This is a genomic window from Nitrospirota bacterium (assembly GCA_030684575.1).
Classification (GTDB): domain Bacteria; phylum Nitrospirota; class Nitrospiria; order Nitrospirales; family Nitrospiraceae; genus Palsa-1315.
In genome coordinates, this window is record JAUXVD010000014.1 from 193760 (window position 1) to 220453 (window position 26694).

The 26694-nt window shown below is 56.8% G+C and carries 24 protein-coding genes and 2 tRNA genes; 24 read left to right on the forward strand and 2 right to left on the reverse strand.

Annotation, left to right across the window (positions count from 1 at the left end):
• Position 1 precedes the first annotated feature (1 nt).
• From Q8N00_10825 to Q8N00_10930, 22 genes are all read left to right on the forward strand, one after another.
• A complete protein-coding gene (locus Q8N00_10825; protein ID MDP2383288.1) occupies positions 2-772 on the forward strand; it encodes an MlaE family lipid ABC transporter permease subunit in 771 nt (256 codons plus the stop codon).
• Between the two features lie 5 nt (positions 773-777).
• On the forward strand, positions 778-1533 hold the full coding sequence (locus Q8N00_10830) for an ATP-binding cassette domain-containing protein (protein ID MDP2383289.1): 756 nt from the start codon (positions 778-780) through the stop codon (positions 1531-1533).
• A gap of 17 nt (positions 1534-1550) precedes the next feature.
• Complete coding sequence (gene mlaD, locus Q8N00_10835) at positions 1551-1994, forward strand: outer membrane lipid asymmetry maintenance protein MlaD (protein MDP2383290.1); 444 nt, start codon at positions 1551-1553, stop codon at positions 1992-1994.
• Between the two features lie 44 nt (positions 1995-2038).
• Entirely contained in the window at positions 2039-2689 is a 651-nt protein-coding gene (locus tag Q8N00_10840) for an ABC transporter substrate-binding protein (protein ID MDP2383291.1), read from the forward strand.
• An 18-nt stretch (positions 2690-2707) separates the two neighbouring features.
• The gene (locus Q8N00_10845) at positions 2708-3910 is read left to right on the forward strand and encodes a BamA/TamA family outer membrane protein (protein ID MDP2383292.1); all 1203 of its coding nucleotides are present in this window, start codon (positions 2708-2710) and stop codon (positions 3908-3910) included.
• 431 nt (positions 3911-4341) lie between these two features.
• On the forward strand, positions 4342-6291 hold the full coding sequence (dxs, locus tag Q8N00_10850; GenBank protein MDP2383293.1) for a 1-deoxy-D-xylulose-5-phosphate synthase: 1950 nt from the start codon (positions 4342-4344) through the stop codon (positions 6289-6291).
• 24 nt (positions 6292-6315) lie between these two features.
• Positions 6316-7497, forward strand: a complete 1182-nt coding sequence (ispG, locus tag Q8N00_10855) for a flavodoxin-dependent (E)-4-hydroxy-3-methylbut-2-enyl-diphosphate synthase (protein MDP2383294.1) — start codon at positions 6316-6318, stop codon at positions 7495-7497.
• An 81-nt stretch (positions 7498-7578) separates the two neighbouring features.
• Positions 7579-7654 (forward strand) — tRNA-Cys (locus Q8N00_10860).
• Positions 7655-7769: 115 nt separating this feature from the next.
• Positions 7770-8786 (forward strand): adenosyl-hopene transferase HpnH, encoded by a 1017-nt coding sequence (gene hpnH / locus Q8N00_10865; GenBank protein MDP2383295.1) that lies wholly within the window; start codon positions 7770-7772, stop codon positions 8784-8786.
• A gap of 55 nt (positions 8787-8841) precedes the next feature.
• Positions 8842-9234 (forward strand): hypothetical protein, encoded by a 393-nt coding sequence (locus Q8N00_10870; GenBank protein ID MDP2383296.1) that lies wholly within the window; start codon positions 8842-8844, stop codon positions 9232-9234.
• A gap of 432 nt (positions 9235-9666) precedes the next feature.
• Positions 9667-10026: a hypothetical protein gene (locus tag Q8N00_10875; GenBank protein ID MDP2383297.1), complete on the forward strand. Its 360-nt coding sequence runs from the start codon at positions 9667-9669 to the stop codon at positions 10024-10026.
• Positions 10027-10228: 202 nt separating this feature from the next.
• A complete protein-coding gene (locus tag Q8N00_10880) occupies positions 10229-10807 on the forward strand; it encodes a c-type cytochrome (protein MDP2383298.1) in 579 nt (192 codons plus the stop codon).
• A 38-nt stretch (positions 10808-10845) separates the two neighbouring features.
• Complete coding sequence (locus Q8N00_10885; protein ID MDP2383299.1) at positions 10846-12549, forward strand: cytochrome ubiquinol oxidase subunit I; 1704 nt, start codon at positions 10846-10848, stop codon at positions 12547-12549.
• A 39-nt stretch (positions 12550-12588) separates the two neighbouring features.
• Positions 12589-13395: a cytochrome c gene (locus tag Q8N00_10890; GenBank protein MDP2383300.1), complete on the forward strand. Its 807-nt coding sequence runs from the start codon at positions 12589-12591 to the stop codon at positions 13393-13395.
• A gap of 1 nt (position 13396) precedes the next feature.
• Positions 13397-14329, forward strand: coding sequence for a ubiquinol-cytochrome c reductase iron-sulfur subunit (locus Q8N00_10895; GenBank protein MDP2383301.1), 933 nt, complete (start codon positions 13397-13399; stop codon positions 14327-14329).
• Complete coding sequence (locus Q8N00_10900) at positions 14330-15442, forward strand: cytochrome bc complex cytochrome b subunit (GenBank protein MDP2383302.1); 1113 nt, start codon at positions 14330-14332, stop codon at positions 15440-15442.
• Positions 15443-15472: 30 nt separating this feature from the next.
• Complete coding sequence (locus tag Q8N00_10905) at positions 15473-16480, forward strand: hypothetical protein (GenBank protein MDP2383303.1); 1008 nt, start codon at positions 15473-15475, stop codon at positions 16478-16480.
• A gap of 25 nt (positions 16481-16505) precedes the next feature.
• A complete protein-coding gene (locus Q8N00_10910) occupies positions 16506-18284 on the forward strand; it encodes a cytochrome ubiquinol oxidase subunit I (GenBank protein ID MDP2383304.1) in 1779 nt (592 codons plus the stop codon).
• A gap of 31 nt (positions 18285-18315) precedes the next feature.
• Positions 18316-18939, forward strand: coding sequence for a cytochrome c (locus tag Q8N00_10915; GenBank protein MDP2383305.1), 624 nt, complete (start codon positions 18316-18318; stop codon positions 18937-18939).
• A 10-nt stretch (positions 18940-18949) separates the two neighbouring features.
• On the forward strand, positions 18950-19669 hold the full coding sequence (locus tag Q8N00_10920; GenBank protein MDP2383306.1) for a cytochrome c: 720 nt from the start codon (positions 18950-18952) through the stop codon (positions 19667-19669).
• 128 nt (positions 19670-19797) lie between these two features.
• Positions 19798-20664, forward strand: coding sequence for an ethylbenzene dehydrogenase-related protein (locus Q8N00_10925; protein ID MDP2383307.1), 867 nt, complete (start codon positions 19798-19800; stop codon positions 20662-20664).
• Positions 20661-21677: a c-type cytochrome gene (locus Q8N00_10930; protein MDP2383308.1), complete on the forward strand. Its 1017-nt coding sequence runs from the start codon at positions 20661-20663 to the stop codon at positions 21675-21677. The genes Q8N00_10925 and Q8N00_10930 overlap by 4 nt, the downstream gene beginning before the upstream one ends.
• A 2-nt stretch (positions 21678-21679) precedes the next feature.
• Here the strand turns inward: Q8N00_10930 and ubiA are convergent, their stop codons facing one another.
• Positions 21680-22582, reverse strand: coding sequence for a 4-hydroxybenzoate octaprenyltransferase (gene ubiA / locus Q8N00_10935; GenBank protein ID MDP2383309.1), 903 nt, complete (start codon positions 22580-22582; stop codon positions 21680-21682).
• Between the two features lie 329 nt (positions 22583-22911).
• Here ubiA and Q8N00_10940 point away from each other — a divergent pair, with 329 nt between their 5' ends.
• A complete protein-coding gene (locus tag Q8N00_10940; protein MDP2383310.1) occupies positions 22912-24777 on the forward strand; it encodes a hypothetical protein in 1866 nt (621 codons plus the stop codon).
• Positions 24778-24880: 103 nt separating this feature from the next.
• Positions 24881-24956, forward strand: a tRNA-Thr gene (locus Q8N00_10945).
• 375 nt (positions 24957-25331) lie between these two features.
• Here the strand turns inward: Q8N00_10945 and Q8N00_10950 are convergent.
• Positions 25332-26639 carry a hypothetical protein gene (locus Q8N00_10950; GenBank protein ID MDP2383311.1) on the reverse strand — a complete coding sequence of 436 codons (1308 nt, stop codon included), beginning with the start codon at positions 26637-26639 and terminating at the stop codon, positions 25332-25334.
• Between the last annotated feature and the right edge of the window lie 55 nt (positions 26640-26694).

Below are 26694 nucleotides of genomic sequence, written 5' to 3' on the forward strand. Positions count from 1 at the left end.
AATGACGAATGTGATTGAACAGCTGGGTGCGCGGGCCATCCTCCGTATCCAGGAGATGGGCCGCATGTTGTTGTTTGTGCTGTCGGCCTGTGCCTGGCTGGTGCGGCCTCCGTTTCGATTTCATCAAATCATGAAACAGCTCCACTTCATCGGGTATAAATCCGTGTTTGTCGTCGTGCTGACGGCAGGGTTTACGGGGATGGTGCTGGCGCTGCAAGGCTATTACAGCTTGCGGAAGTTCGGCTCCGAGGGGTTGCTGGGTTCTGCGGTGGCGTTGAGCATGATCCGGGAGTTGGGACCAGTGTTGGCGGCGTTGATGGTGACTGCGCGGGCCGGTTCAGCCATGACCGCTGAGATCGGCATCATGCGGATCACGGAGCAGATCGATGCGCTCGATACGATGGCGATTAATCCGATGCAATATCTGATCGCACCGAAACTGGTGGCGGGCGTGATCGGAGTCCCGTTGCTGGTGGCGATCTTTGATGTGGTCGGTATCTATGGCGGTTCCCTCGTCGGCGTGGACCTGTTGGGTGTGAGTGAAGGCGCCTACTGGAACTCGATTGAATCAGCGGTGGAATGGAAAGATATCTACGGCGGCATTCTCAAGTCGATCAGCTTCGGGCTGATCGTCAGTTGGATCTGTTGTTATAAAGGATTCTATACGAGACACAGCGCCGAAGGGCTTGGACGCGCGACGACTGAGGCGGTGGTCTTGTCGTCGGTGCTTATCCTCGTGTGGGACTATTTTCTCACGTCGGTTTTGCTCTAACACCCATGATCAGGCTAATCGGCGTCGAAAAGCAATTTGGAGATCAGCGCGTCTTAGGAGGCGTTGATCTTGCGATCCCCGTCGGTAAGCTGACGACTATCATCGGTGGCAGCGGATCGGGAAAGAGTGTGCTGCTCAAGCACATGATCGGGCTCCTGCAGCCGGATCGCGGCGAGGTATGGGTGGACGATGTAGAGATCTCCCGGCTGTCCGGCACACGCTTGAATGACGTGCGGAAACGATTTGCGATGCTTTTTCAGGGCGCCGCGTTGTTCGATTCCCTGTCGGTCTTCGAGAACGTGGCGTTCCCGTTGCGCGAAAAATTGCGCATGAAGGGCTCGGCGGTGATCAAACGGGTTGAGGAAAAGCTCGGGGAAGTCGGGCTGGCGGGGATGGGGCACAAGTTTCCTGCCGAGTTGAGCGGGGGTATGCGAAAACGGGCTGGATTGGCGCGGGCGTTGGTCATGGAGCCGGAGATTATCCTTTTTGATGAGCCGACGACAGGGTTGGACCCTCTGCTGGCGAAGTCGATTCACGATTTGATTGTAAGCATGCAGCGGCGGTTCGGTTTTACGGCAGTGATGGTCAGTCATGAAATTCCTGAAATCTTCGCGATTTCAGACTGGGTGGCGATGCTTCGGGACGGAAAGATTGTATTGATGGCTCAGTCTGCCGAGTTTCAGCGAACCACCGACCCTGAGATCCATGAGTTTATTTCAGTCGGTGGGACTGTGGCGTTGCCGGGATCGCCCGTTGGGTGAGAGGGGGAGTACTAAGGATGGAAAAAGCCAAACTAGAGATGGTGGTCGGTATGTTCGTACTCGTCGGCATCTTGTGTCTCGGGTATCTGGCAGTCAAGCTCGGGAAGCTCGAACTGGTCAGCGGCGACGTCTATGAAGTCGACGCGCAGTTCAATACGGCCTCGGGGCTTAAGCCCGGCTCGACGGTCGAAATCGCTGGCGTCGAAGTCGGTCGGGTTCGCGGGATTGTGCTCAAAGAGGATCGCGCGATGGTGAAGCTGGCAGTCAATAATACCGTCAAGCTCTACACCGACACGATTGCGTCCATCAAGACTCGGGGCATCATTGGAGAGAAATTTTTGGCACTGTCCCCTGGGGGGGGTGGCGATCCACTGAAGGCGGGAGATACGATCCGCGATACCGAATCGGGTCTCGATCTTGAGGAGTTAGTGAGTCAGTACGTGCATGGCAAAGTGAACTGAAGATCCGGGTGGAGACAATACCGGTGTATAGAAGGGGGGGCTACATGGAGATCAAGGGATCTACCGTCGCACAAGACTTGAAAACGGGTTGGGGGATGGTGGTGAGCGGAATTGGCTGCCTGCTACTGCTTGGTGCGGTTGCCATTCAGCCGGCGGTGGCTGGTGGCGCGACGGAGGCCATGAAAGGCACTATCGACGAGGTGCTGAGAATCATTCAGGACAAGGACCTCAAACAGCCGGGGAAATCGGAAGAGCGACGGCAGCGGTTGGAACGGGCTGTCGGGGACCGGTTCGACTATCCAGAAATGTCGAGGCGGGCGCTCGGTGCTCCGTGGAATACGCTGTCTGAAAAGGACAAACAAGAATTCGTCTCGCTGTTTCAGACACTCTTGACTAATTCCTATTCGGACAAGGTCGAGACCTATTCCGGTGAGGGAGTGCAGTACATCAATGAACGGACGGAAAAGGACTTTGCCGAAGTGAGGACGAAGGTCCTCACAGGTAAGACCGAAATCCCTCTCGACTACCGCCTGCTCAACAAGGGTGTGGAGTGGCGAGTGTACGATGTGGTGGTGGACGGCGTAAGTTTGGTGAGTAATTACCGTGGACAGTTCACAAAGATTCTCCGCTCCTCAGGCTACGCCGATCTCGTGGATCAGCTTCGCAAGAAATCCGACAAGATCAAAGCCCCGTAGAGATCTCCAGGAAACTCCATGACAAGCTTGCGCGGCTGTATCGCCGTTGCCCTCCTGTTTCTTGCGGCGAATGTCGTCTCGTTGCCTGAGGACGCACGAGCTGACGTTCAATACTTCCCGGTTCCGTCCGTGTCGACCAGCAAGAACGATGGGAGCGATGTTGGACTAATCACGCCGATTTTGATTACAGATCCCGATGGGGAGCTGAAATATATCGTCGCGCCGATGATCGTTCGCAACTCCATCGTGGGGACGCGCGGGGCGCTCAATCTGTTCCGGTATGAACCGGGGGGGCGTGAGATTCGTTTCACCGGTTCATTTACGGAGCGGATCGAACGGAAGCTGGTCTTCAGTTATGCCGATCCAGCCTTCAGCCAGGGGCGCTACTCCCTGAATTTCGGTGCTTCGTTTTTCAAAAATGCCACCTCTCGGTTTTTCGGATTAGGAGAAGCGACCTCTGAACCGCAACAGACGAACTATACGGCGCGTGAGGGGAGAGCGAATTGGCGATTCGGGGTCTATGCCAACGAAGTGACCCAGATTTCCGTCGGGCAGCGTTTCCGCGACGTGCGTCTGCAGAAGGGGGCCACCGATCTTCCCTTTACCGGTGACCGATTTTCGACGGTGGATGGTGTGCGGGGGGAGTCGATCATTCTCGGCCACCGGGCGACGTTTTATTATGATACGCGCAACAACCTCGTCTCGCCGACCGATGGAATGGCCGTAACGGCTTACGCCGAAGTGAATCAGAATATTCGCAACGGAGATCATCCCGTCTACTCTCGCTACGAAGTCGAGGTTAAGAAGCTCTTCCCGAGCGAGTCGAAGCGCGCGATCCTCGTCGTGCGGGCGGATCTTCAGGCGACAATCGGGACACAGGTTCCGTTCTTCGAGCAAAGCTCCTTGGGTGGACAAAACAACCTCCGGGGGTTCGGCGGCGATCGGTTCATCGACAAGCACCTTGTGTCGCTCAGCGTCGAGGAGCGGATCCATTTGGCGAGGACGAGAGTTGCAGGCGTCATCGCGGATTTCGAAGTCGCGCCGTTCCTGGATACCGGACAGGTCTTCAACGACTATAAGGACGTCAGCTTTAAGAGTTATCGTATGACTCCCGGTGTCGGATTCCGCGGCATCGTGCGACCCAATGTCGTCGGACGTGTCGACTACGGCTATAGCCGGGAAGGCGGCGCGATCTATGCGGGATTGGATTTTCCCTACTAGCCTTGACGGCCGTTGCGTCTATCTAGTCGGAACTGGTGTCCGTTGCGGAGGAGTTCAACGAAGACCCTTCAGCGACTCATGGAGCGGGGCGTAAGGTCCATCATTGAGGCGCGACAGAAGTGGCTCTTGGATGTACCGATCAACTGCACCCACAGCTGCTTTGGCCGGTCTCAAGCGTCGAGCATGTGGACCTCATCACTGGTGGGGTGGAAGACTGTTCGCTCTCGACGGTCTTCACCCATCGATTCGAGTCATGAGTGAGAGGAGAAGTGCGGGGGCATCTGGCTAACCACTTGACAACATGGGGGTTCCATGTGAAAATCTGAGCCGTTAACCTATAAGCTGCTACGTTACTTCGTTGCTTCGCCAGTACGTACCTGAACCCAGCTCGTTGTTACAGACCCATGCATTCATGCAAAGGAGCATCTGCTATGTCGATCTTGAAGACCATTCACAGCCCGGCTGATCTAAAACGGCTCTCACCGGCGCAGTTTCCTGTTTTGTGCCAGGAGCTGCGGGAACAGATTATCGGCGTGGTCTCTAATGTCGGAGGGCATCTGGCTTCGAACCTCGGAGTGATTGAACTGACGGTCGCGTTACACTATCTGCTCGATACGCCACAAGATAAAATCGTTTGGGATACCAGCAATCAAGCCTATGCGCATAAGCTCCTCACCGGGCGCCGGGAACAGTTTCACACGCTCCGTCAGTACGGGGGAATGAGTGGTTTCACCAAGCGCGAGGAGAGTGTCTACGATACGTTCAATGCAGGCCATGCTGGTACCGGCGTGTCCGCCGCTTTTGGGCTGGTCGCGGCCCGTGAGCAATTAGCGCAGCATCATAAGGTCGTCTGTGTCGTCGGGGATGGCGCCATGACCGCCGGGATGACGCTGGAAGGGCTGCATCATGCTGGAGGGTTGGGGAAAGACTTCCTGGTTATTCTGAACGACAATCAAATGTCCATTTCGAAGAATGTCGGCGCCATTTCCTCATATTTGAACCGGACCTTTACCGGAGAGTTTTATACCAAGATGCGCGAGGAAACGGGGCAACTGTTGGGGAAGATTCCCCATATTGGGCAGGATATGCAGAAGTGGGCTCGCCGGGCAGAAGAATTGGCCAAGGGTGCGATCCTCCCCGGACTGCTTTTTGAAGAGCTTGGGTTTAGGTATGCCGGACCGATCGACGGCCATAACTTTGAGCATCTGCTGCCGACCTTGGAGAACGTGTTGAAGATGAGGGGCCCGGTGTTGCTCCATGTCATCACGAAAAAAGGATTGGGCTACGAGCCTGCCGTGAATAATCCGGTGTGGTTCCATGCCTGTCCGCCTTTTGTACGGGAAACCGGGGCACCGGCTAAGAAGGCGGCTCGACCGTCCTATACGCAAATCGCCATCGAATCATTGGTGAAGTTGGCCCGTCATGATAAGCGCATCGTCGCAATTACGGCTGCGATGTGTGAAGGGACCGGCCTGAATATTTTCGAGAAGGAGTTTCCGGACCGGATCTATGATGTAGGTATTGCCGAACAACATGCGGTGACGTTTGCGGCTGGTCTTGCGACGCAGGGCCTCCGCCCGGTGGTGGCCATGTATTCCACCTTCTTGCAGCGGGCGTACGACCAGGTGGTGCACGACGTTGCGACCCAAAATCTTCCGGTGACTTTTTGCATCGATCGCGGCGGGTTAGTGGCGGAAGACGGGACGACGCACCATGGGGCGTTCGATTATGCGTTCCTGCGCCACATGCCGAATATGGTGGTCATGGCGCCGAAGGATGAAAATGAGTTGCAGCATATGATGAAAACCTGCGTCGAACATGATGGGCCTGCCTCAGTGCGGTATCCTCGAGGGCTGACCCTGGGCGTGACGATGGATCAGGAACCGAAGGCCTTGCCAATGGGGAAGGGTGAGCTCTTGCAGGAAGGCACAGATGTCGCGATCGTCGCGATCGGTGTGTCGGTCTTGCATGCGGTGACGGCTGCAAAACGGCTAGAAGCCGAAGGCATTTCAACAGCGGTCGTGAATGGGCGTTTTGTGAAGCCGTTGGATCAGGACTTGATCGTCGGGGTCGCGAAAAAAGTTCGTTATGTCGTGACCGTTGAAGAAGGCAGTAAAATGGGCGGGTTCGGTTCAGCAGTACTCGAAGCCCTGTCGGACGGCGGCGTGACGGATGTGAGAACGAAGGTGATTGGGCTGCCCGATTGGTATATCGAGCAAGGACCACAGGATTTCTTGCGAGAACGGTACGGGCTTACGGCGGAAGGTATCTATCAGAGCGTGAAGGAGTTGATCGGTCAGGCGCCGGCTCCTGCGCGAGAGCAACGCCCGCTCGCTACATTGGCAGATCGGTTGCCGCATGGAGACGAGCAGGGGAGCTAAGAGGAAAACGGCAAGAAGAACACGATGCATATTACTAGACGAAAAACCAGGCAGATCACGGTTGGCAAGCTCAAGATCGGCGGAGATGCGCCCGTGTCCGTGCAGTCGATGTGCTCGACCGACACGAGAGATGTCGTCGCAACGATCGAGCAGATCCGCCAGCTGGAAGCTGCCGGTTGTGAAGTGATCCGTGTGGCCGTGCCAGACGACGAAGCGGCGGCAGTACTGCCCAAGATCAAAGCGGCGATGACCGTACCGCTGGTCGCGGATATCCATTTCGACCATCGGCTGGCATTGAAAGCTGCCGAGGTCGTCGACTGCGTCAGGATCAACCCCGGCAACATCGGAGCCTGGTGGAAAGTCGAAGAAGTTATTAAGGCGGTGAACGAGCGGGGCATTCCCTTGCGCATCGGCGTGAACGGCGGGTCGCTCGAGCGGCCGTTGTTGGACAAGTATGGCTGGCCATCACCCGAAGCCTTGGCTGAATCGGCGCTCAACGCCGTCCATGCGTTGGAAGATGTTGGCTTTACGAATATGAAAGTGTCGTTGAAGGCATCCGATGTGCACCATGCCATTGATGCCTATTGGTTATTTGCCCACCAGTCCGACTATCCCTTGCACATCGGGATTACCGAGGCGGGCACGTTGATGACCGGTGCCGTTAAGTCGACCATGGGGCTTGGATACTTGCTCTCCCAGGGGATCGGCGACACGCTGCGCGTGTCGCTGGCGGCTGATCCGGTTGAAGAAGTCAAAGTAGGGTTCGAGATCTTGAAGTCGCTCGAACTTCGCCACCGAGGGATCAATGTCATCGCCTGCCCAACCTGTGGCCGAGTTGAGATCGATGTGGTGAAGCTGGCCAACGAATTGGAAAAGAAGCTCGGTCATATCACGACTCCGTTGAATGTGTCGGTCCTTGGCTGTGTCGTGAACGGGATTGGCGAGGGGAAGGAAGCGGATATCGGGATTGCCGGCGGTGAAGGCAAGGGGATCCTCTTCAAAAAGGGCAAACTCGTTCGCAAGGTGCCCATCGAAGAGTTGATGGACACGCTGATCCAAGAGGTCGAGTTGATGGCCAAGGAAAAGGAAGCTGAAGGGAATGGGACGGTCGTGGTCCCTTCGAACGAAGGATGGGAATCGATGAGTTCACAGTCGGATGAGCCCACCACGCTTGGAAAAGAAATCCCTGTGTTGCCCAACCGTTGAGCATCTATTCTTCACGCCTGCGCCGTATTTCTGACATGGCAAGTTGAGATAGAGGAAGAGGGCCCGCTATAATGCGCGCGGGGCGCCGTACCCAAGTGGTTAAGGGAGCAGTCTGCAAAACTGCGATTCGGCGGTTCGAACCCGCCCGGCGCCTCCAAATTGACGACAGGGGATGAGAGTGTTAGGATCTATGCCGTTTCTTGCTCGCAAGTCCAGCTGCGGTTCGCAGTTGCTCACTACACAGACAGCATAAAGTAGAAGGAGAGAGAGGAATGGCCGTTCCACTTTCCCAGATGTTTACAGTCACGAAGTACGTGCTCACCCAGAAAGTTACCAGGGTGAAGCGGTATCCGCTTGTGTTGATGCTGGAGCCTTTATTCCGGTGTAATTTGGCCTGTGCCGGCTGCGGCAAGATTCAGTACCCGGACCATGTGCTGGATAAGCGGCTGACTCCGGAGCAATGCTGGGCTGCGGCGGAAGAATGCGGAGCCCCGATCGTCAGCATTCCAGGGGGAGAGCCGATGATCCATCCTGAGATGGCGTCGATTGTTCGCGGACTGGTCGCACAGAAACGGTACGTGTACCTCTGCACCAATGCGATTCTGATGGAGCGGAAACTCGATGAGTATGAGCCGTCGAAGTTTCTCACGTTCAGCGTCCATATGGACGGACTGAAAGATGAGCACGATCTGGCGGTGTGTCGGGACGGCGTCTATGACGTCGCGGTGAAGGCCATCAAGGCGGCGTTGAAGCGGGGCCATCGGGTGACCACCAATACGACGCTCTTCGACGATGCCAACCCTGAACGCGTGCGCAAATTTTTCGATGCGATGATGGAGCTCGGCGTCGAAGGCATGATGATCTCGCCGGGGTACAGCTACAATAAGGCGCCAGACCAACAGCATTTTTTGAAGCGAGAACGCACACGAGAATTATTCTCCCGTATTTTGGGGAGTCCGAAGAAGGGGTGGCAGTTTAATCAGTCACCTCTGTTCCTCGATTTCTTGATGGGGCGCCGGGAGTATGAATGCACGCCCTGGGGCAATCCGACCTACAACGTATTCGGGTGGCAGAAGCCCTGCTACTTGCTTCAGGAAGGTTATGCGAAGACGTTCCGTGAGCTGATGGACAGCACGGAATGGGATCACTACGGGACGGGGCGGAATGAGAAATGCGCCGATTGTATGGTGCATTGCGGCTATGAAGCCTCGGCAGTCGAAGATACTTTCGGTACGTTGTCCGGGTTTGGCCGGACTGTGAAGTTAACGATGCTCCCTACCTCGCGATGAACACGACGCATTGCATGCTCTTGTGTGCCCCGTACGGTGCGGCAGGACCCTCGTCATGACCGATACCAAGAATCATAGCGATGATGTCGTTGGCTCGCTGGAGGGCCGTGTGTTTCAGCCTTCTTCTTTTGCTGAGCTGGCGGAAGCCGTGGAGCTGGCATTCGACTATCGTGGCGATGTGACCGTCGTATTGAAGTCGGGGGAGTCGCTCGGCGGGTATTTGTTCAATCGCCAGGTCAGTGGTTCCGATTCCTATCTTGAAGTGTTTCCTTCTGATAGCTCTCCTGCTCGGCGCATCCGTTACGATCAGATCGCCTCCATTGCCTTCACCGGTGAGGATACGGCCACGGGGAAGTCCTGGGAAACCTGGATTGCGAAGAAGGATTCTGAACGACGATCCGAAGTGGAACGTGTTGCCGCGGACGCGCAAGCGCGCGGAATTCTCTAGCCCCCTGTTATTCCAGCTCTATCTTTTTCCCGCTCGTTCTTCTATACAGACATATCTTGAATAGTCCGCTCCTGGCGCAGGGAATAGGGCTTGCTGGCTTGTTGAATTGGGCGGTCAATTCGTTGACAAAAACTAGGGGCTATGTTAAAAGGGTCGGCCTCAAAATGGCCTGGCTCATTGCAGATCAGACTTTCTGCTGTGTGGGCTGGACGCAAGAGTCCGGCGACCGAAAAAGGCGTCAGTCCAGAGCTCATGAGGCGTAGACAGATCGCACAGAATGAATCTCGGTGGCGGGAGTGGATCCTGGCCATAGCCATAGTAGGCGGTCTCCCATCGGTTGTTTCTGCCACGCATGAAGCCGATCACCGATTTACGGTCGAAGGCTTTGTATGCGGGACGGATGGGAGGGGCAGCGCAAATATAGACGTGCTCGTGAAGGATACGAGAATCTCCTACGGCCAGATCGTGAAGACCGACGGAGATGGGTACTACAAGGCGGCGTTTCATCTCCATAACGATAACCTTGGCGATCCGTTGCTGGTTGAAGCCAGGGGGGAGCAGCAGGAGCAGAAGATTTCGTTTGATCCGAAGGATCTGGAGGCAGAGCGAAAAGTCCAGGTTAACTTTGGGACGGGCTGTATACACGATAGAGAACGCGTTCCAATGTGGGTGTACGGAGGATTGGGCGCCGTTGCTGCAGCTGCCGGCGGGTTCGTGGGATTGAAGATGATTCGCGCATGGCGGAAGCGGGAACAGAAGCGAGGGACGTCTCAGGGTAAGCGAAAGAAATAGCGAAGCGGTCCATGGGACGGATATGCGTCTCGCTGGATGAGTGGATGGATGTTGATAGGGGGTACGAGTGGCGGTAGAGGACTCGTTGGGATCAGCGCTTTTGCAGGGGAGATTATCCTCCCGGTGAAAGCGTTTTTTTTCGTCTTGGTGCGAAAGTGAAACGTTACCGATATGGTCGCGAAAAAAGGAGTAGGGGATAGATATGAAACAGATGAAATTTGCGCAGTTGGCGGTGGTGTTGGGCGCGGGGCTCTTTATGGCGGCGTGCGGTGGTGGAGAGAGTGAAGGGCCGGTCGTTCCGCCGCCTCCAGCGCCTGCCGAGTATGCAGACAAGCATATGCCTGCCGGTTGGTGGACTGATGCCGCCAAACTGGAAGAGGGCCGGAAGCTTTTCATCGGCGACACGAATCCCGATGTGAATTGCGCGAGCTGCCATGGCAAGGACGGCAAGCCGGTCAAGGCTGGTGCGCGTGACTTTCGTAAGGGCGATCGGATGAGCCTCTATTCGGATTCCGTGTGGTTCTGGAGAATTTCAGAAGGGGTGCCCAATACGAAGATGAAGGCCTGGAAGAGCAAGCTGTCAGACGAAGATCGCTGGAAGCTCGTCTTGTATGAACGGAACTTCGGGTTGGCTGGCAAGGGCTGGGATAACGAGAAGAAGTCTTGGGTCGATGCGGCAGGCATGTCGGCTGCTCCTGCAGCTCCGGCCGCGGCTCCCGCGGCGGCACCAGCTGCAGCTCCGGTAGCAGCTCCCGCTGCTCCGGCACCGGCAGGTAAGTAGGCTGATATCAATCTAGTGAGGAGGGGCGGCGAAACATCATGAAAACGTGGCAGCGCAGTCTCATGGCGGCATTCGCGCTTCTGGCGTTGTTCGGAGGCGTGGCGTATGCCCAAGCTCCTGGCGCGCCTCCCGTGGAGTTCCCTTATACGGGGAATCGGACCGCGGTATGGATCGTCGCCCAGCTTCACATCCTGTTTGCGGGATTCATTCTCGGTGCCCCGATCTTTGTCGTGATCTCGGAATGGTTGGGGTACCGGAAGCAGGATCCCCGGTACGATCGTTTGGCAAAAGAGGTGACGAAGGTCACAGTCATTCTCTACAGCATGACCGCCCTCACGGGGGGGCTCTTTATATTCGTGCTACTCGCGACCTATCCGCAGTTTACGACGTGGCTCATCAACCACTTCTATCTGCTGTTCGCGGTGATCTATCCCTTGCTCTTCATCAGCGAGACCATCTTGCTGTACATGTATTTCTACACCTGGGATTCCTGGAAGGGTGAGAAGAAGGCCCGGCATATCGCCCTCGGGGTGCTTCTGAATCTGATCGGCACGATCACGCTCTTCGTCATCGACGGCCCGACTTCGTTTATGAATACGCCGGTGAAGGCCGAGGGGATTTCGCCGCAAGAGTTTCTCGCGACCGCGAGTTTGTGGGACAAAATCTTCAACTATAGCTGGATGCCGCTCAATCTCCATCGCCTCGTCGGGAATGTGACGTTCGGCGGGTTCGTCGCCGGGCTGATTGCCGCCTACATGTTCATGGGGGCGAAGAAGGACGAAGAGCGAGCCTACTACGATTGGATGGGGTTTGTCGGCAACCTGATCGGTGTGGGCGCGTTGTTGTTCCTGCCGTTCATGGGCTATCTGTTGGCCTACGAGCTCTGCGATTACGATGCGTCGATCTGTCCATATATGATGGCCGACCAGCTCTCGATGTTTTTCGAAATGCAGGGCGCGATGATCGGCCTCATCTTCCTGGCCAGTAATTACTATATTTGGCTCAGCATGAAGCGGATCGAGGGGGTCGAAAAGGTTCGGATGACGATCCTGGCTCCTGTCGTGATGGTCTTGCTGCCTATCGTGATGACCAAGGTGATGACGGATTATCCGGTTCCTGACCCGACCTCGCTGGCGTTCCTGCTGCCGATGTTGTTGGCCCCGTTCACCGTAGGCCGGTTCATCCCGCTGACGGTATCTGCACGGACCGTGATCAAGGTCGGATTCTTGATGGTCGTCGTCGGCGATGCCATCTGGCTGACGCCCCATGGCTTTGTGCCGACAGGGGCCAAGCTGGTGGCGGAGTTGGAGTTGCCGTCAGATTGGAACTTCCTGGCGTTGATGCCTGCGAAGAATTCTGCCGCATTTACGCTGGTCTTCGTGACGGTCGTCAATTACGTCATTTATAACCGGGCCATCAGTCAGGGCACGATCGTCTGGGGCAAGATCGATTTCGCCTCCCAGTTCGTGCTGATATTCCTGGCCTTCAGCGCAATTTGGACGATGGGTCTGATGGGTGCGGTCCGCTCGTTGTTGCGGAAGTACTACCACACCTACAATCTGTTGCCGGACTTCACCGCGGAATCCTTCACGCCGACATTGTCCTATTCCGCCTGGTGGATCACCGGGATTACAGTCGTCTTTTACGCCGTCGTCAGTTTCGCGATTATCGTAACCCTTCGGCCTTCCGATTCGAAGGGGCATGCACCTGAGAGCAGTCCAGTCCCTGCCGGGAGTAAGTAGCCAGGGTGCGGAACGCTTACTGAAGGAAAGAGGATCTGTATGGGGAATGTGATTAAGAAGCTGATGATCGGTTTGGTGGTGGGTGGCGTACTGGTCGGTGCGACTCGAATGTTCGAGTTTCCCGTCATCTTCCAGATGATGTTCTTCGCCTACGCGATGCTGGGGGCAGTCGTATTCATGATCCTGGATGCGCCGGCACTCACCCCGATGAGCGGACTGAAGTCCGTCATCGTATTGGTGGTGTTCTATGTCGTGCTCTGCACGGTGTATATCTCCGGCGCCTCGATGTGGCCGCAGTACGATCCGGAAGATGAGAAGGGCAAGATCGCCAAGATCTTGGGGCCTAAGTATGCGGCGACTCAACAGGGGAAAGCCGAAGAGTTGATCGCGCGGGCGAAGGCGCTCGATGAGCAAGTAAAAGCTTTAACCGTGCGTCTCAAGGCAGTAGGCGGAGACCAGGCGGCAACGGGCCAGTCGGCAGGGGCTTCAGGATCAGTCCCGACAGCATCCGGTGCGGCAACCGGAGATTTCATGAAGCTGGGTGAGGAGCAGTGGCAATTACAAGAATGTTATAACTGCCACAAGCTGAATGGCGAAGGCGGTAAGAAGCGCGGTCCTGAACTGGATAACATCGCCACCTATCTCTCGGTCGACGAGATCAAGCAGAAGATCCTCGATCCCAAGAGCTTCATGGCCGAAGGATTCGAGAAGGAGTACGAGAAGGGTAAGATGCCGGACAAGTACAAGGATCTGATGGAGGAGAAGGACGTCGTAGCGCTCGCCGCCTGGCTCGGTACATTCAAGAATACAGCAGTGAATACGCCAAAGCCGATTAAGAAGAAGTAGCATGCAGCCTAAACTGAAATCCAAAGTCCGCTGTGCGGATCAAGAAGTCGGTGAAGTGACGAAGATCATCATGGATCCGCTGACCCGTGAGATCAGCCATCTCGTGGTGTCGTTGAACGGTGCAGGTGAGCGGCAAGTCGCGATGGGCCTGGTGCAGACCGTTACGGACGGGGTGGTGCAGCTACGGTCGTCTGCGTCTGACGTGAGTGCGTTGCCGCCGTTCAAGCGTGATGAGTACGTCACATTGCATGAGGTGGAGATCCCGCACATTGAAGACCATCTTCACGTGTCGCCGGGCGAAGTTCTGGTGCCGTTTCCTGATTTGGAGAAGAGCGTCAAGCGACGGACCTTCTTCGCAAATCTGACCCACGTGGTCGGATTGTTTATTGGATTGCCGCTGGCTTTCCCCGTCTTGAAGTATTTGATGAAGCCGATGTATGCCCCGTTCGACAACGGATGGCTCAAGATCGGTAACATCGGGAAGATCAAGGCGGACGATGCGGGGACGCAGTTCAAGTTCAAGCGCAAGGTCAAAGAGGCCTATCTGCCTGAAGCCGAGATCGAGAAAAATGTGTGGATCTTGAAGGCGACGCCCGCAGTCCTCGAAAAGATATACCAGGGAAAAGATATGGACTTCCGGGATGGCGCCGGGAAAACGATCTGGACCAATAAGAAGGACGTGCCCTACGTCGCCTTTTCTGGTAAGTGTCCTCATCTTGGGTGTGGATTTAAATGGCGTCAGCATAAAGTGCTGGGACAGGTGTTCTTGTGTCCCTGCCATTTGAGCATCTACGATGCGGCCGGTACGGTGTTGGATGGCCCTGCCCCGCGTCCCCTCGATCCGTTGCCCATTCAGGTGTCCGCGAGCGGTGAGGTGCAAATTATCGATATGGAATTCAAAGCCGGGACGAAGTCCCAAACGCGGATTGTCTAGATGAGCCACACCCCTTTTCCTAGCGCGCCAACCACGATCCTTGAAAAAGTCATCGACTTTGTCGATGAACGAGTCGGCCTGAAGCTGCTTGCCGCCAAGATGCTCAATGAGCCGGTCCCTGGCGGTTCTCGCTGGGCTTATGTCTTCGGATCGGTATTGTTATTTATCTTCATCATGCAAGCGGTCACGGGCGTGCTGTTGATGTTCTACTACGTGCCCACCGCCGACCATGCCTACGCCAGCACTCAATACATCCTGCATGATGTCGACTACGGCTGGTTCCTGTTGAGCTACCATTTCTGGGGCTCCACGGCCATGGTGGTCTGCGTCTTTGCGCATATCTCTCAAGTCTTTCTCTGGGGCGCCTATAAGAAGCCACGTGAACTGGTTTGGTTAGTCGGGCTCGCGCTCTTCGGTATCGTCATGGGATTCGGTTTCACGGGTTATTTGCTGCCGTGGGATCAGCGAGCCTACTGGGCCACGACGGTCGGTGTAGAAATTCTGGATAAGACGCCGCTGCTCGGCGACTTCATGGCTCGATTCCTCAAGGGGGGCGCGACTCCCGGCCAAATGACGCTGAGCCGGTTCTTCGTCATCCACGTGATGGTGCTCCCCGCAGCCCTGATGGGACTGGCCGGGTTGCATTTGTTCCTCTTTAGGTCGGCCGGACCGGCTGGTCCATTCCGGGGCACTCCGGAAGAACTGAAGGCGAAGACCGACTACTTTTTTCCGCGACAAATTTGGAAAGATATCGTCGGCATGGCGGCGGTCTTTGCCTGTATCTGCGCCTTGGCCTTCTGGGAGCCAGTGGTCTTGTTGGAAGAGGCGACGCCTGATCCTGGCGATTATCATCCGGAGCCGGAATGGTACTTCCTGTTCCTGTTCCAGTTGCTGCGACTCAAGATGTTCTCCGGAGAGATTGGACAATTGTTTGGCGCGATGGTATTGCCCGGCGCGTTTATGGCGCTGCTGGCCGCCTTGCCATTCTTCGACCGTGATCCTGAACGGAATATTTTCAAGCGCCCCATCGCCCTGATCGGATGGGTGGTGGTCATGGCTGCGATCTTGATCTTCACGATCTCTGCCATTATCAACCGAGAGTTTTTGGACTAGCGGCCTCTCGCAGAACGGACTCTGTTTGTTATGAGCGACGAACGCGAATCAATGTCTCCTACGAAGCTCGGGCTCGGTATTCTTTGGCCTGCCTTTTGGACCGGCTTGCCGATCAAGCTTGCCTTCGTCCTGCTCTTTCTCGCGCTGGGGATGGTGCATTTTGAAACGAGAATAGGCCTCGCATTCCTGATGCTGCTGGCGAGCCCGGTCACCGTCTTTGCGGTTCCGACGATTACGCTAGGATTGGAATCCCATTTTGGTGAAGGTGTCGGCATCGCGTTGCTGTTTTTGCTGTCGATCCCGATCGATATCTGGGCGCTCGGAGTTGTGGGGCGGACATTTTTTCTCGAACGCCTGCGGCGTGAACCGCCAGAGGGATTGGGGCTGACGCTCTGGTGGAAATGCGCATTGGTCGGAGGCATCTTTCTGCCGATCCTCTGGGTGGCAATGAGTGCCACGACGGATGTCTCGATTGCGTTCGTCCATTCCATGTTTGAGATGGAGGCGCTGAAGGGCGTTCCCGTTGCAGAGAAGATCAGCATAGAGCTGGTTCTGTGGGGCGGGGTGGCTACAGGGGTGCTTCTGTTGTTGCTGATCACCGGCGTCTCGTTCGTGGGGCGGATGATCCGCAGCACGGTGGCGTCGGCTGAGCATGCGTCGGAAAACTATCAAGGGTTGATTACTCGCTGGGACCTGATGCGGGTGCCGGCCGATCAAGGATTGATGTTGACAGCCTTGACCGGTGGGGCCGTGATCTTGTCGCTCCTCTTTTGGTCTTCCCTCCCGGTGTTTACGCCGCACCCGCACGACTGTTGTAAGAAGCCTGAAGTCAAAGCCGTCCCTGTAGTTAAACCGCTTGAGACGCTGAACAAAAATGAGAAGATGGTGGCGCAGCTGACAGCACAGGTTGAGCTGCTGGAAAAACAGCAGGCGGAAGCCGAACTGGAAAAAGGCAAGAGTAAGGGCAAGGCAGGCAAAGATGCAGTGAAAGCGCCGGCGGCAACCGCACCGGCTCCGCCTGCCGCCAAGAAACCGTAACGTGGGAGATGATGAGGTGAGGGGCATGCAACAACAGGGTGGATGGATTCAGAGACTTCTCCAGGCCGGTCGCGGTCATGGGGGGATGTTCTCAGCGCTGTTGTGGGCCGTGGGCCTGCTCAGCCTTCCCGCGCTGGCCTTTGGTGCAGATGTCGCACCGGCCGCCGCGACCGAGTATCGCGACATTCCCTATATCGGCAGCCGCAATCTCGTCTGGGTTGTCGCGCAGCTCCATTTGCTGCTCGCAGGGTTCGTTTTGGGTGTCCCGATCTTCGCCTGGCTCTGCGAAGTCGTGGCCTGGAAGACGGGCGAAAAGCGCTATGACAAACTTGCGAAAGAGTTCACCAAGCTCCTGACATCCGCCTATGCCACGACGGCGCTCTTCGGCGGAATTCTCTTGTTCCTGCTGATCTCGTTCTATCCCAAGTTGATGAACTATCTGACGGATATTTTCTTCCCGTCATTCATCGTCTATTGTCTCCTCTTTCTGGTTGAGACCATGACGCTGTATCTCTATTGGTATGGCTGGGATGCGATGCAGGATGGCCACAAGAAGACGTTCCATATTTTCCTGGGCTTCATGCTGAACTTCTTCGCGTTCTTCATCATGATTGTGCCGAACTCCTGGGCGACCTTCCAGGCCAGTCCGGTCGTGCTCGCGGAAGGCTCCGATATCGCCAGGGCCTGGGCTGCGACCTGGAATCCAACCTGGTGGCCGGTGAACATTCACCGGTTGATCGCGAACGTGGTCCTCGGAGGTTACATCTGCGGCGCCTACGCCGGGATTCGTTATCTGTCTGCCAGAAACTCGGAAGAGCGTGATCACTATGATTGGATGGGCTACGTCGGAAACTTCATCGGGGTGTTCGGCCTCTTGCCGCTTCCCTTTGCCGGCTACTGGCTCATGCGCGAAATCTATCAGTACAACCAGCAGATGGGCATCACGTTGATGGGCGGCTTTCTCTCCTGGCTGTTCATCCTGCAAGCCATGCTCATCGGCGTACTGTTTCTCGGGTCGAACTATTATTTCTGGCTGGGAATCACCTATCGGATTCCAGGTTCGGAGTTGAAGTACCGGAAGTCCATGTTGTCGATGCTGATTATCCTGTTGCTCTGCCTCGGCGTCTGGATGACGCCCCACTCACTCGTGGCGAGTTTGGAAGAAGCGAGAAAGATGGGTGGAACTCACCATCCGCTGCTTGGCGTGTTCGGCGTCATGTCGGCGAAGATGACAGTCTCGAATCTCATGATTCTCGTCACATTCATGAGCTTCATCATGTACTGGCGCGCAGGCAAGGAAGAGACCGCCGGATGGGCAAAGGCCGCAAAAGCGCTGATGAGTGCGTTGCTGGTCCTTGCCGGTATCGCGGTCGTCGTCTTGGGCGTCTGGGGCTACTTTGTGCCGGCCATCATTCGGATCAATTACTTTTCAACGTCACAGGTCATGATCGTGCTCTTCGTCATGTTGACGATCACGCCATTAACTGCGCTGCTGCTGAAGAGCGCGAAGACCACGACGGAAATGGTCTGGGGCAAGATGCCTCCGCGGGCCGGGTACGCACTGGTCCTCAATGCAATCATGGTCATCCTCCTGATGACATTAATGGGATACGCTCGGTCGTCATCGCGCGTTCATTGGCATGTGTATGGAGTGCTTCGCGATTCCTCACAATATGCATTTTCACCGGCGTTGGGTTATGCAGCCGGGATTATGGCCTTGAACACCTTCTTGTTCTGTATGATTGTCGCGTTCATCTTCTGGGTAGCCACGATGAGCGATAAGGCAAAGGCATCGCACAGTTAAGTAAGGCGATCGATTTCGCAAGAGGAGTCTTATGAGCGAAGTTGTTAAATTGCAGTTGATCGGGCTGGCGGTCGTCGGAAGCGGGGCCCTAATCCTCCTCCTGGTCCGTGCCCAATTCGTGCGGGTCATCGGATTTGTTGCGATCGTGCTTGGGCTCTTTACGCTCACCGCGTTATCGGTGCCGCAGATGGCCTCGTTGCCGCCGGTTGAAGAGAAATTCGACATTGCCACGGTTAAGACGCCAACCGATATGGCGACCATCGGGCAGAAGATTTTCTTCAGCAAGGGCCAATGCGCGCTCTGCCATACCATCGGCCCGAGCGAGTCCGCCCGATGCCCGGACCTCAAGGGAATCGGGGCCAAGTTGAGCCGTGAGTTTCTGTTTGAAAGTTTGACGCAGCCGCAGGCCTATATTTATCTCGACTATCGTCATGAAGGACAACCGAAGGAGTATCCGGCACGGATGCCCTATATCAACAAGAATCCGATCGGGCTGTCGAAGAATGAAATTCTCTCGGTCATCGCATTCCTGCAGCAGATGAGCGGAGAACCAATTTCTGTCACTGTTGCTGAACTCGAAGTGCCGGGACAGGCGCCTGCCGCTCCGGTGAAGGTCGCTCAATCCGGTCCAGTGGCCGTGGCGCAAGCGCACTGAGGAGGAACGTATGGGGGGCTCGTTGCTCAAGCCGGTCATATTGATTGGGATCGTCTATGCGATCTTGAAGTTTGTGGTGCCCAATATCCCAGGATCGGCGCCGCTGCCGGCCAGCCTCATCTTTCTGTATCTGATGTTGACGACATCGGGCATTGTGATTTTCGCCACGTTGAGCGGAGAGTCGAAGGATGCGTTCTGGAACCCGATTCAACGGTTCTTGACGGGAGAGAATATCGGCGGGCTGCAAGTATTGCGGTACGGCGTCCTGCTGCTGTTTCCCTTGATGGTCGGCTGGCAAACCTATAGCAGCACCGCAACCAGCGACGCGCCGCCATCGGAAAATCGAACGATTCACCCGGCTCCGCCAGGGGAATACACCGGCTTGTCGAATCCCGTTCCCAAGACACCCGACACGATCCAGCAGGGGAAGGGCTTCTATGCCGCGTTCTGTTCTCCCTGCCATGGAGGCAATTTCGACGGGAAGGGGCCGGCAGCCAGAGGATTCAATCCTCCCCCTGCCAACTTCTCCGATCCGACGACCATCGCCATGCTTCAAGAAAGTTATCTGTTCTGGCGTATCAAGAAGGGCGGCGTCGGCCTCCCGATCGAAGGTATGCCCTGGAAATCCGCGATGCCTCGCTGGGAAGTCGAGCTTCCTGACGAATGGATCTGGAAAATTATCATGGGCGAGTACGATGGCGCGCATCAAGCGCCGAGGACCTGGGAGTAGACGGGAGTAGGCGTGCCTGCCTTCTGTGCTCGCACACCGCGCACGTTGAGAAGGTGACCGGTGCATGCGCGCAGTGGAAGGCCCACCGCCGCACCCTCTGAGACGTGAGTAGAGAGAGGACGGAACTTATGACACAGAGACTGAACTACATCGTTCCGACGGTTGCTGTCGGTGCATGGCTCGCCATGGAATTGCTGGCTGTGCAGCCTGGTTCTGCCGAGGAAAAGTCCGCGGCCACCGTTCAGGCTGAATCAACCTTGCAAAGCGTGTCGGTCAGTGCCCCGTTGGTGAAGGGCGCTCTGCCGGTCGATGACCCGAATGCGGCGGTATGGAGCAGCGCCACGCTGGCTCGATTCCCGATGTCGCCGCAAGTTCATTGGCCGAATCGTATTTTGGAAGCGACGGTCAGAGACCTGAACGTGCGCGCCTTACATGACGGAACAAACGTCGCCATTCTCTTGGAGTATACGGACCCGACGGAAGATCCGGACGATGCCGCGGCGATTCAATTCATGGTGGGCGACAAGAAAGCTCACTTTGCGCATGGCCAGCCGATGGCGCAGGTAGAGGGCGGCCCGGTCAATATCTGGTTCTGGAAGAACAAAGACGGCAAAGCGCTGGACATGAATGCCAAGGGTTTTGGCACGCTGAAAGTCCAGTCGCATCAGGACGTGAAGGCCAAAGGCGCCTATGCCAATGGCACATGGAAGGTCGTCTTTACGCGCCCTCTCTCCACCGAACATGCGGACGAGGATACGCAAATTGCCCAAGGTGGATTCGTCAATATCGCCTTCGCCGTGTGGGACGGCAAGAAGGACGCAAGCGGCGAACTGAAAGAAAAGGGATCGCAGAAGGCGGTCTCCTCCTGGTGGTATTTCCGTGCAGAAGCACCCCCGGATTACTCCGGTTATTACTATGCGCTCCTCGCCGTGGGCTTGGCTCTCGGATTTCAGTTCGTACTGATCCGCAAGCTAAAGAAAGGGCAATCAGCATGAAGGCGGCTCGCCTACAAGTATTAGGAATGGTGGGGGGACTGGTTGGCGTCTGGGCCATGGTGGTCGGGGGCTGTGCCAACGAGCAGCAGCAGAAGGGCAAGGAACTCTACAGCCACTACTGCATGCATTGTCACGGAGAGAACGGCCGCCAGAACGAGGGTTTCAATTGGTCTTCGATGCCGGATCCGAAACCGAAAGACTTGTCGAACAAGTCGGAGATGGGGACCTTCAAAGACGAAGACATTTTCAATACTGTCTCACGCGACATGAAAGATACGAGTCCCGGCGGCGACAAGATCGGCGACGACGATTTCGCCGTGCCGACCATGCCGACCTTCAAGTACACCCTCTCCGAGGATGAAATCTGGGCCATCGTGGGTTATGTCCGAGGCCTCCACGGCATGAAGCTGGAGTTTAAAGTCGAGGAACGGAAGAACGAGTTAACGGCGCTGCTCCAAACGGCGCAAGGCAAGGCCGATCAGACCAAGCAGGCCTATGAAGCCGCGGAGAAGAAGGCGAGCGATGAGGCGGAAAAGAAGAGCGCAGAATTGAAGAAGGACGTCGATGCCGACGAATCCTCCTATGCCAAGGAATTGGCTGCCATGGTGCAGGCCAAGAAAGAACTCGACGCAGCCCAGGCTGCGTTGAATAACTTCTCCACGCGACCAGGCAAAGGTCTGAATATCGCCCGCCCCGATCTCACGACGAAGCCCGAGCAGGTTGCCGAATTGATAGAGCTGGGCAAGCGGCTCTATTCCAATAAGTATGGCTGCAACGGTTGCCATAGTCTCGGTGAAGAGGGTGGCAAGGTGGGGCCGGCGCTCGACCGTGCAGGATTCAGATTGAATGGAACCTGGATTTATCGCTGGGTCAAGAACCCGCAGGCCATGAAAGCCGAAACCAGGATGCCGGCACTCGGGTTGAGCGATGCCGATGCCAAAGCCGTGACTCTGTACCTCGGGACCTTGCGTGCGCCGAAGCCGGATGCTCCGATCGAAAAGCCGGCAGGCTGAGCTTAGAGTAGAAATCCTGCGAGCAGTCCAGTCAAAATGGCGGCTCCTACCCACACATGTTGTTGAAACATGTGGAAGGCAGTAGGGGCCGGTATGGCCCCTCTGAGCTTCAGGGCTTGTCTCCCACACCACATTCCCATCGCCATGAGCAGGGCATAGTAGACCCAGCCGATGTGGGTCAGCCAGCCTGCGAGTCCCAATAGCAGCAGCATCGCGCCGAAGGCCGTGCCGACGGCGATCCACGTGGACGAACCGAACAACAACGCCGAGGATTTCACCCCGATTCGGCGGTCGTCCACGACATCTTGTAAGGCGTAGATCGTGTCGTACCCGATCGCCCAGCAGACCGTCGCCGCGAAGAGGCACCAGGCAGGCCCTTCGATCGTTCCTCGCGAGGCGGCCCAGGCCATGACGGTGCCCCAGCCGAAGGCGATCCCCAGCATGGCTTGCGGTACGTGAATGACACGTTTCGCCAAGGGATAGAGGGCGGCTAAAAGGACGGCAATCGGGCTTAAGAGGATCGTGAACGGGTCGAGTAGTAACACCAGTAGGCAGGCCAAGGAGAGAAAGAAGAGGAGGACCAGCAGGGCATGGGCGATGCTTAGTTCACCGGACGCGAGGGGCCGTATCGACGTGCGCGCCACGTGCCGGTCGAAGGACCGATCGGCCAGATCGTTCAGCACCACGCCGGCACTGCGCATCACGAAGGAGCCGGCGACAAAAATCGCGAGTAACCGGAGCGGAGGCAGGCCGCGAGCCGCCAAGACCAGCGACCAGAGCGTGGGGAACATGAGCAGCCAGGTCCCGGTCTGGTTCTGGAGGCGAATGAGTCTGGTGATGGCCGACCAGGAGAGCCGTGGCGTGACAACGGACGATTCCGGTGCCGATGAAGAAGATTCGGTCATGCGGGAGAACTTAGCCGAGGGTGGTGGGGCTGTCAACGAGGGGGGGAGGGAGCGGCCAGGTGCCCTTCTTGCTCGCAGAACGCGCACGATGAAACGGTGCTCGTTCGATGCGCGCAGACAAGGGCAACCTTGGCCACTCCCTTGATGAGAGATGATGAGATTGAAAGACTCTCGCCAGGTTACGGACAGGCTTCGGCGAGCCAGTCGCTGGTTGTGCTGGTTGGATGCTTTTCTGTATAAGAATGATGGTGCATGTCATTGATTCCGCGCATTCCTCCTTTCTATTTCGCACAGCCTCATGGGTTGTTGCAGGGTTCTGTGTTGGGGCGTTGACGAGCTGCGGGCTCTTCTCCAGCCGAAACGGCGATACGATCGGCTATTATCTCCCCTTGACCGTCCAACTTCGTTCTGCTCCCAGTATCGCTGCGTCGCAGCTTACCTATCAGGATGCTTGTGGCCAGCAGCAATCCTTGTCGCTGGGCGGTCCCTTGCAGGAACAGCTCACACGAAAAACGGGCCGCGTCTTTGAAAAGGTCCTGACGGGAGAGACCGCATCCCCCGCGATCGTGGATGGGTATGTCGATGCGTCGTTGGGCCTGGCCCATGTCGATCTGGCGATCGTGCGAAAGGCCAATAAGAATTATCCGGCGATGGTTTCAGTGGGGTTGGATTTTTCCTATACGGCGGCAGATGGTACGCTCCTCTATAGCAAGAAAATCCAAAGCATCGGCCGCGGAGAAGTCGAAGTCAGCGCCTCCTCCTGTGACGTGACGGGACTTGAGAAGATTGCCCAGGAGGCCGTGAGCCTCGTCACAGACGGGATGGCCAAGCATCTCGGGACATCGACGAAGATCATCGTCGCTGCCGAAACTAGAAAGGCTGGTGGCGCCAAGGCGCCGGTGGCGACCGTTCCGCCCCCCTCTCCGATTGCAACCGGGGGAGTATCCTCTGCGGTAAAGCAGCCCGTCGCGCCGCAATCGTCAGCAGCGGTTCCGGCGCCACAGCAAGTCGATGAGCCGGCCACGATCATTTTCCGTGCGATTGTTCGCGATGAAAATCGCAATCAGGTGCTGCATGCCGGTGAAGCCATCGCGATCGAGGTCGAAGTGAAAAACGAAGGGCCGGGGATGGCACGGGCCATGGAACTGTCGATGACCGCGACGCCGCCCTTAGTCGAGCAGATTCCCGGTCTGGTCTCCGTCGGCGATCTGCAGCCAGGCGAAGTCAAACGCCTGACGTTGGACGGCAAAGTCGGCGAGGTTCCAGCTGCTGTGCAGGCGGAGCTCACGTTGATGTTGCGTGCCGGATCTCCAACGGTCCAGCTGCCCTCTGCCAAAAAGTTTCTCGTGGCGATGAAGCCTGCCTCTGCGCCGGGGGCCCAGTCTCTGCCGGTCGACGTCGATCAGCTGCCGACAAAAACAGGTCTGCTCAAGCAACCGAAGGCTATCGGGATCGTCGTCGGCGTGGGGCAGTTTCGTGAGAGCGGTATCGCCCGGGTCAAGTATGCGACGCGGGATGCGGAGCAGACCGCCATCTACTTGCGATCGATCGGTGGGATTCCTCACGCGCGTATGCGTACGCTGCTCGATGGCCATGCCCTCAAGAGCGACCTGGCCGAGGCCCTGGAGGAATGGCTGCCGAGACTGGCCGACCCCACCACCGTGGTCTATATCTCGGTCACGGGACGGGGCGTGGTCGATCCGATTACCGGCGCCGTGTCGATGCTGTTGTTCGACAGTATGGCGACAACCGGGACACGCCTCTACTCGCTGCGCCGGCTGCAGGAATCGTTGGAGAGGTTGCCCATTCAGCAGGCTATCGTGATGCTCGACCTCTCGCTTGAGTCGGCGTCCGGCGCGGAGTCGGCAGCCCTGGCCGTTCCTCTGTGGGGGCAGGAGGGGGCGGTCAAAGACAAGATTATGTGGATGATCGGCAACCGGGGACTTCAAGCATCCCATAGTTATGACCCGGGCCAGCATGGGCTTTTTGCCTATCAATGGCTCAAGGGCCTGGGCGGGGCCGCAGATCTCGATAAGGACGGGACGATCTTGGCTGGTGAGCTCTGCGCCTATACCAAGGGGCAGGTCCTCAAGATATCTCAAGAGCAGTACGTCAAGGAGCAGGAGCCCCTCTGTCTTCCAGGGCCGGGCCAGGGGGCCATGGTCAGGCTGCAGCCTCTGGCCCGGTTTAAATAACGGCCTTGAGAAGGTCGGAATTCTTGATAATCCTGTGGCGTTGAACGAAAAACCTCTTGAGGCTGAGAAAAAACCCGTGTAAGTTGTGGGTTCTCTCGCGAGGGCCGGCGTAGCTCAGTTGGTAGAGCAGCTGTTTCGTAAACAGCAGGTCGTCCGTTCAATCCGGATCGCCGGCTCCATATTCTCAGTGGCTGAGAGAAACCTCGCGAGAGCTAGCCTGCAGCTGTGCAGAATGTGTGCGAACCGACCGCCCTGCTTCCAACACCTCCACCTCAGTTCGCCGGGAGTCACAGGCTTCCGACAATACTAACCACTGAAAGTCTCTTGAGTCCAAAAGGGCTGCGGGATGATGGGTTTTTCAGCCCGTTCATGCTTGTCTGGATGCGTCAGACTTATTTTGGTGTAGCCGAATGCCGCACCGCAGCCAGGCCCTTCCCATCAACCAGGCCGGGTCACGGTATCGACTGCCATGACCGAGCCTGGACTCCTTCGTTCCGATGGTTGTCTCTCTCCCGCACGTGCGCATCACCCTGTCTGATCTCCCTGCTCGCGGTTTAGAAGTACTGGGTGATACCGAATTGAACGAGGGAGTTCGGGCTCGGCGAAAACAGATGGGCCAGGTCGATTCGCAGTATCGTATTGGAGAGAAACGTGGGCACAAGACGCAGGCCGGTCCCCACGTTCACAGCTCCCCGCCAGTCTCGAAGTCTTCCATCTTCGGTGAAGGACTGGAACGTGCCAAAGTCGGAGAAGAGCACCCCTTGCACCGCCCAGCGAGGCGCAACTTGAATCGCATGCCGGAATTCCAGGTTGGTATAGGCCTGCGCGCGGTTGCGATAGAGATTGTCGGACAGCCCTCGTATGCCGGTGATACTCCCGATGAGGAGACTGTGATTCGCGTTGCCTGAGTTATTGACCGCTTCCGCCACGCTGTTGATCATCAGCACAGTGGTTGGCGCGAGCGGGATGCCCTGGAGGTAGCGCAACTTGAATTCATGGCGCTGTTGATTCGCGCCGAAGAAGAAGCCGGGGCGGAGTTCCAGCGCGATTCGGTACCCGCTCGGCACCAGATCGTGCCAATGGTACTTGTCCCAGGTCAGTTCAGGAATCAGGCCGACGTAATAGCCGTCAGGCGGACGTTGCACGCCTTTCTCGTCGTCGATCTGTTCGCGGTAAAACTTCACGACCACCTCATATCGCAAGGGTGAGCCATATCGGTACGGCCCTTTCAGTTCCAACTCGCTCCCGATGCGATTACGATTCCACGTGGAGGCTGAGTCGGCGAACCGGATGCCATTCACGTTGTAGTTTCCTTTGATCTCTTTAGCCCACCGATCCGGTTCGAAGGCATGTTGCGAGAGCCAGAGGTCGACGTTGGGCCCTCGCTGGCTGTAGCTGAACTGGCCCCCGAGCTGTGTGCCGGTGCCGAACAGATTGTATTCCACCAGCCCCATGGTGGCGTTCAGATCCTTCACGCTGCTGCCGCTCGTAAAGTTGAGGATCGGCGCCAGGGTGATTTTTTCCTGCACCTCGACCGTCATCTTCTTGTCGGCCCGCGTCACCTGGACGCGATCGAAGAGGCTCAGGTTCCGCACCCGCCGCTCGAACTCTTCGACCTCGGCCTTGGTGAACTCGGCAGGAAGGGATCGAGGCAACAACCGGATGATGGTGTCCCGCGTCGTATGGACCAGTCCATCGATCTGAACCCCTTCGATCAAGACGGTTTCGTTGTCGGCGATGCCGGTTGCCCCCAGAGCGGATGGGGGGGCAGCCTGGTCGTTCAGCGCAAGAACGAGACAGGTCGTCAGGATCAGACGAACGAATGTAGCCGAAGCACATGAACAGATAGAGCCGTACTGCATCACAGACCTCCGTGGACATAGGACATACCCGTCGATCGATCGAACGACGGTCTGA

What these genes read in the sequence shown, in the direction of transcription:
- Q8N00_10825 (MDP2383288.1), top strand. Translation starts at nt 2, where the DNA reads ATGACGAATGTGATTGAACAGCTGGGTGCGCGGGCCATCCTCCGTATC.
- Q8N00_10830 (MDP2383289.1), top strand. Translation starts at nt 778, where the DNA reads ATGATCAGGCTAATCGGCGTCGAAAAGCAATTTGGAGATCAGCGCGTC.
- mlaD (MDP2383290.1), top strand. Translation starts at nt 1,551, where the DNA reads ATGGAAAAAGCCAAACTAGAGATGGTGGTCGGTATGTTCGTACTCGTC.
- Q8N00_10840 (MDP2383291.1), top strand. Translation starts at nt 2,039, where the DNA reads ATGGAGATCAAGGGATCTACCGTCGCACAAGACTTGAAAACGGGTTGG.
- Q8N00_10845 (MDP2383292.1), top strand. Translation starts at nt 2,708, where the DNA reads ATGACAAGCTTGCGCGGCTGTATCGCCGTTGCCCTCCTGTTTCTTGCG.
- dxs (MDP2383293.1), top strand. Translation starts at nt 4,342, where the DNA reads ATGTCGATCTTGAAGACCATTCACAGCCCGGCTGATCTAAAACGGCTC.
- ispG (MDP2383294.1), top strand. Translation starts at nt 6,316, where the DNA reads ATGCATATTACTAGACGAAAAACCAGGCAGATCACGGTTGGCAAGCTC.
- hpnH (MDP2383295.1), top strand. Translation starts at nt 7,770, where the DNA reads ATGGCCGTTCCACTTTCCCAGATGTTTACAGTCACGAAGTACGTGCTC.
- Q8N00_10870 (MDP2383296.1), top strand. Translation starts at nt 8,842, where the DNA reads ATGACCGATACCAAGAATCATAGCGATGATGTCGTTGGCTCGCTGGAG.
- Q8N00_10880 (MDP2383298.1), top strand. Translation starts at nt 10,229, where the DNA reads ATGAAACAGATGAAATTTGCGCAGTTGGCGGTGGTGTTGGGCGCGGGG.
- Q8N00_10885 (MDP2383299.1), top strand. Translation starts at nt 10,846, where the DNA reads ATGAAAACGTGGCAGCGCAGTCTCATGGCGGCATTCGCGCTTCTGGCG.
- Q8N00_10890 (MDP2383300.1), top strand. Translation starts at nt 12,589, where the DNA reads ATGGGGAATGTGATTAAGAAGCTGATGATCGGTTTGGTGGTGGGTGGC.
- Q8N00_10895 (MDP2383301.1), top strand. Translation starts at nt 13,397, where the DNA reads ATGCAGCCTAAACTGAAATCCAAAGTCCGCTGTGCGGATCAAGAAGTC.
- Q8N00_10900 (MDP2383302.1), top strand. Translation starts at nt 14,330, where the DNA reads ATGAGCCACACCCCTTTTCCTAGCGCGCCAACCACGATCCTTGAAAAA.
- Q8N00_10905 (MDP2383303.1), top strand. Translation starts at nt 15,473, where the DNA reads ATGAGCGACGAACGCGAATCAATGTCTCCTACGAAGCTCGGGCTCGGT.
- Q8N00_10910 (MDP2383304.1), top strand. Translation starts at nt 16,506, where the DNA reads ATGCAACAACAGGGTGGATGGATTCAGAGACTTCTCCAGGCCGGTCGC.
- Q8N00_10915 (MDP2383305.1), top strand. Translation starts at nt 18,316, where the DNA reads ATGAGCGAAGTTGTTAAATTGCAGTTGATCGGGCTGGCGGTCGTCGGA.
- Q8N00_10920 (MDP2383306.1), top strand. Translation starts at nt 18,950, where the DNA reads ATGGGGGGCTCGTTGCTCAAGCCGGTCATATTGATTGGGATCGTCTAT.
- Q8N00_10925 (MDP2383307.1), top strand. Translation starts at nt 19,798, where the DNA reads ATGACACAGAGACTGAACTACATCGTTCCGACGGTTGCTGTCGGTGCA.
- Q8N00_10930 (MDP2383308.1), top strand. Translation starts at nt 20,661, where the DNA reads ATGAAGGCGGCTCGCCTACAAGTATTAGGAATGGTGGGGGGACTGGTT.
- ubiA (MDP2383309.1), bottom strand. Translation starts at nt 22,582, where the DNA reads ATGACCGAATCTTCTTCATCGGCACCGGAATCGTCCGTTGTCACGCCA.
- Q8N00_10950 (MDP2383311.1), bottom strand. Translation starts at nt 26,639, where the DNA reads ATGCAGTACGGCTCTATCTGTTCATGTGCTTCGGCTACATTCGTTCGT.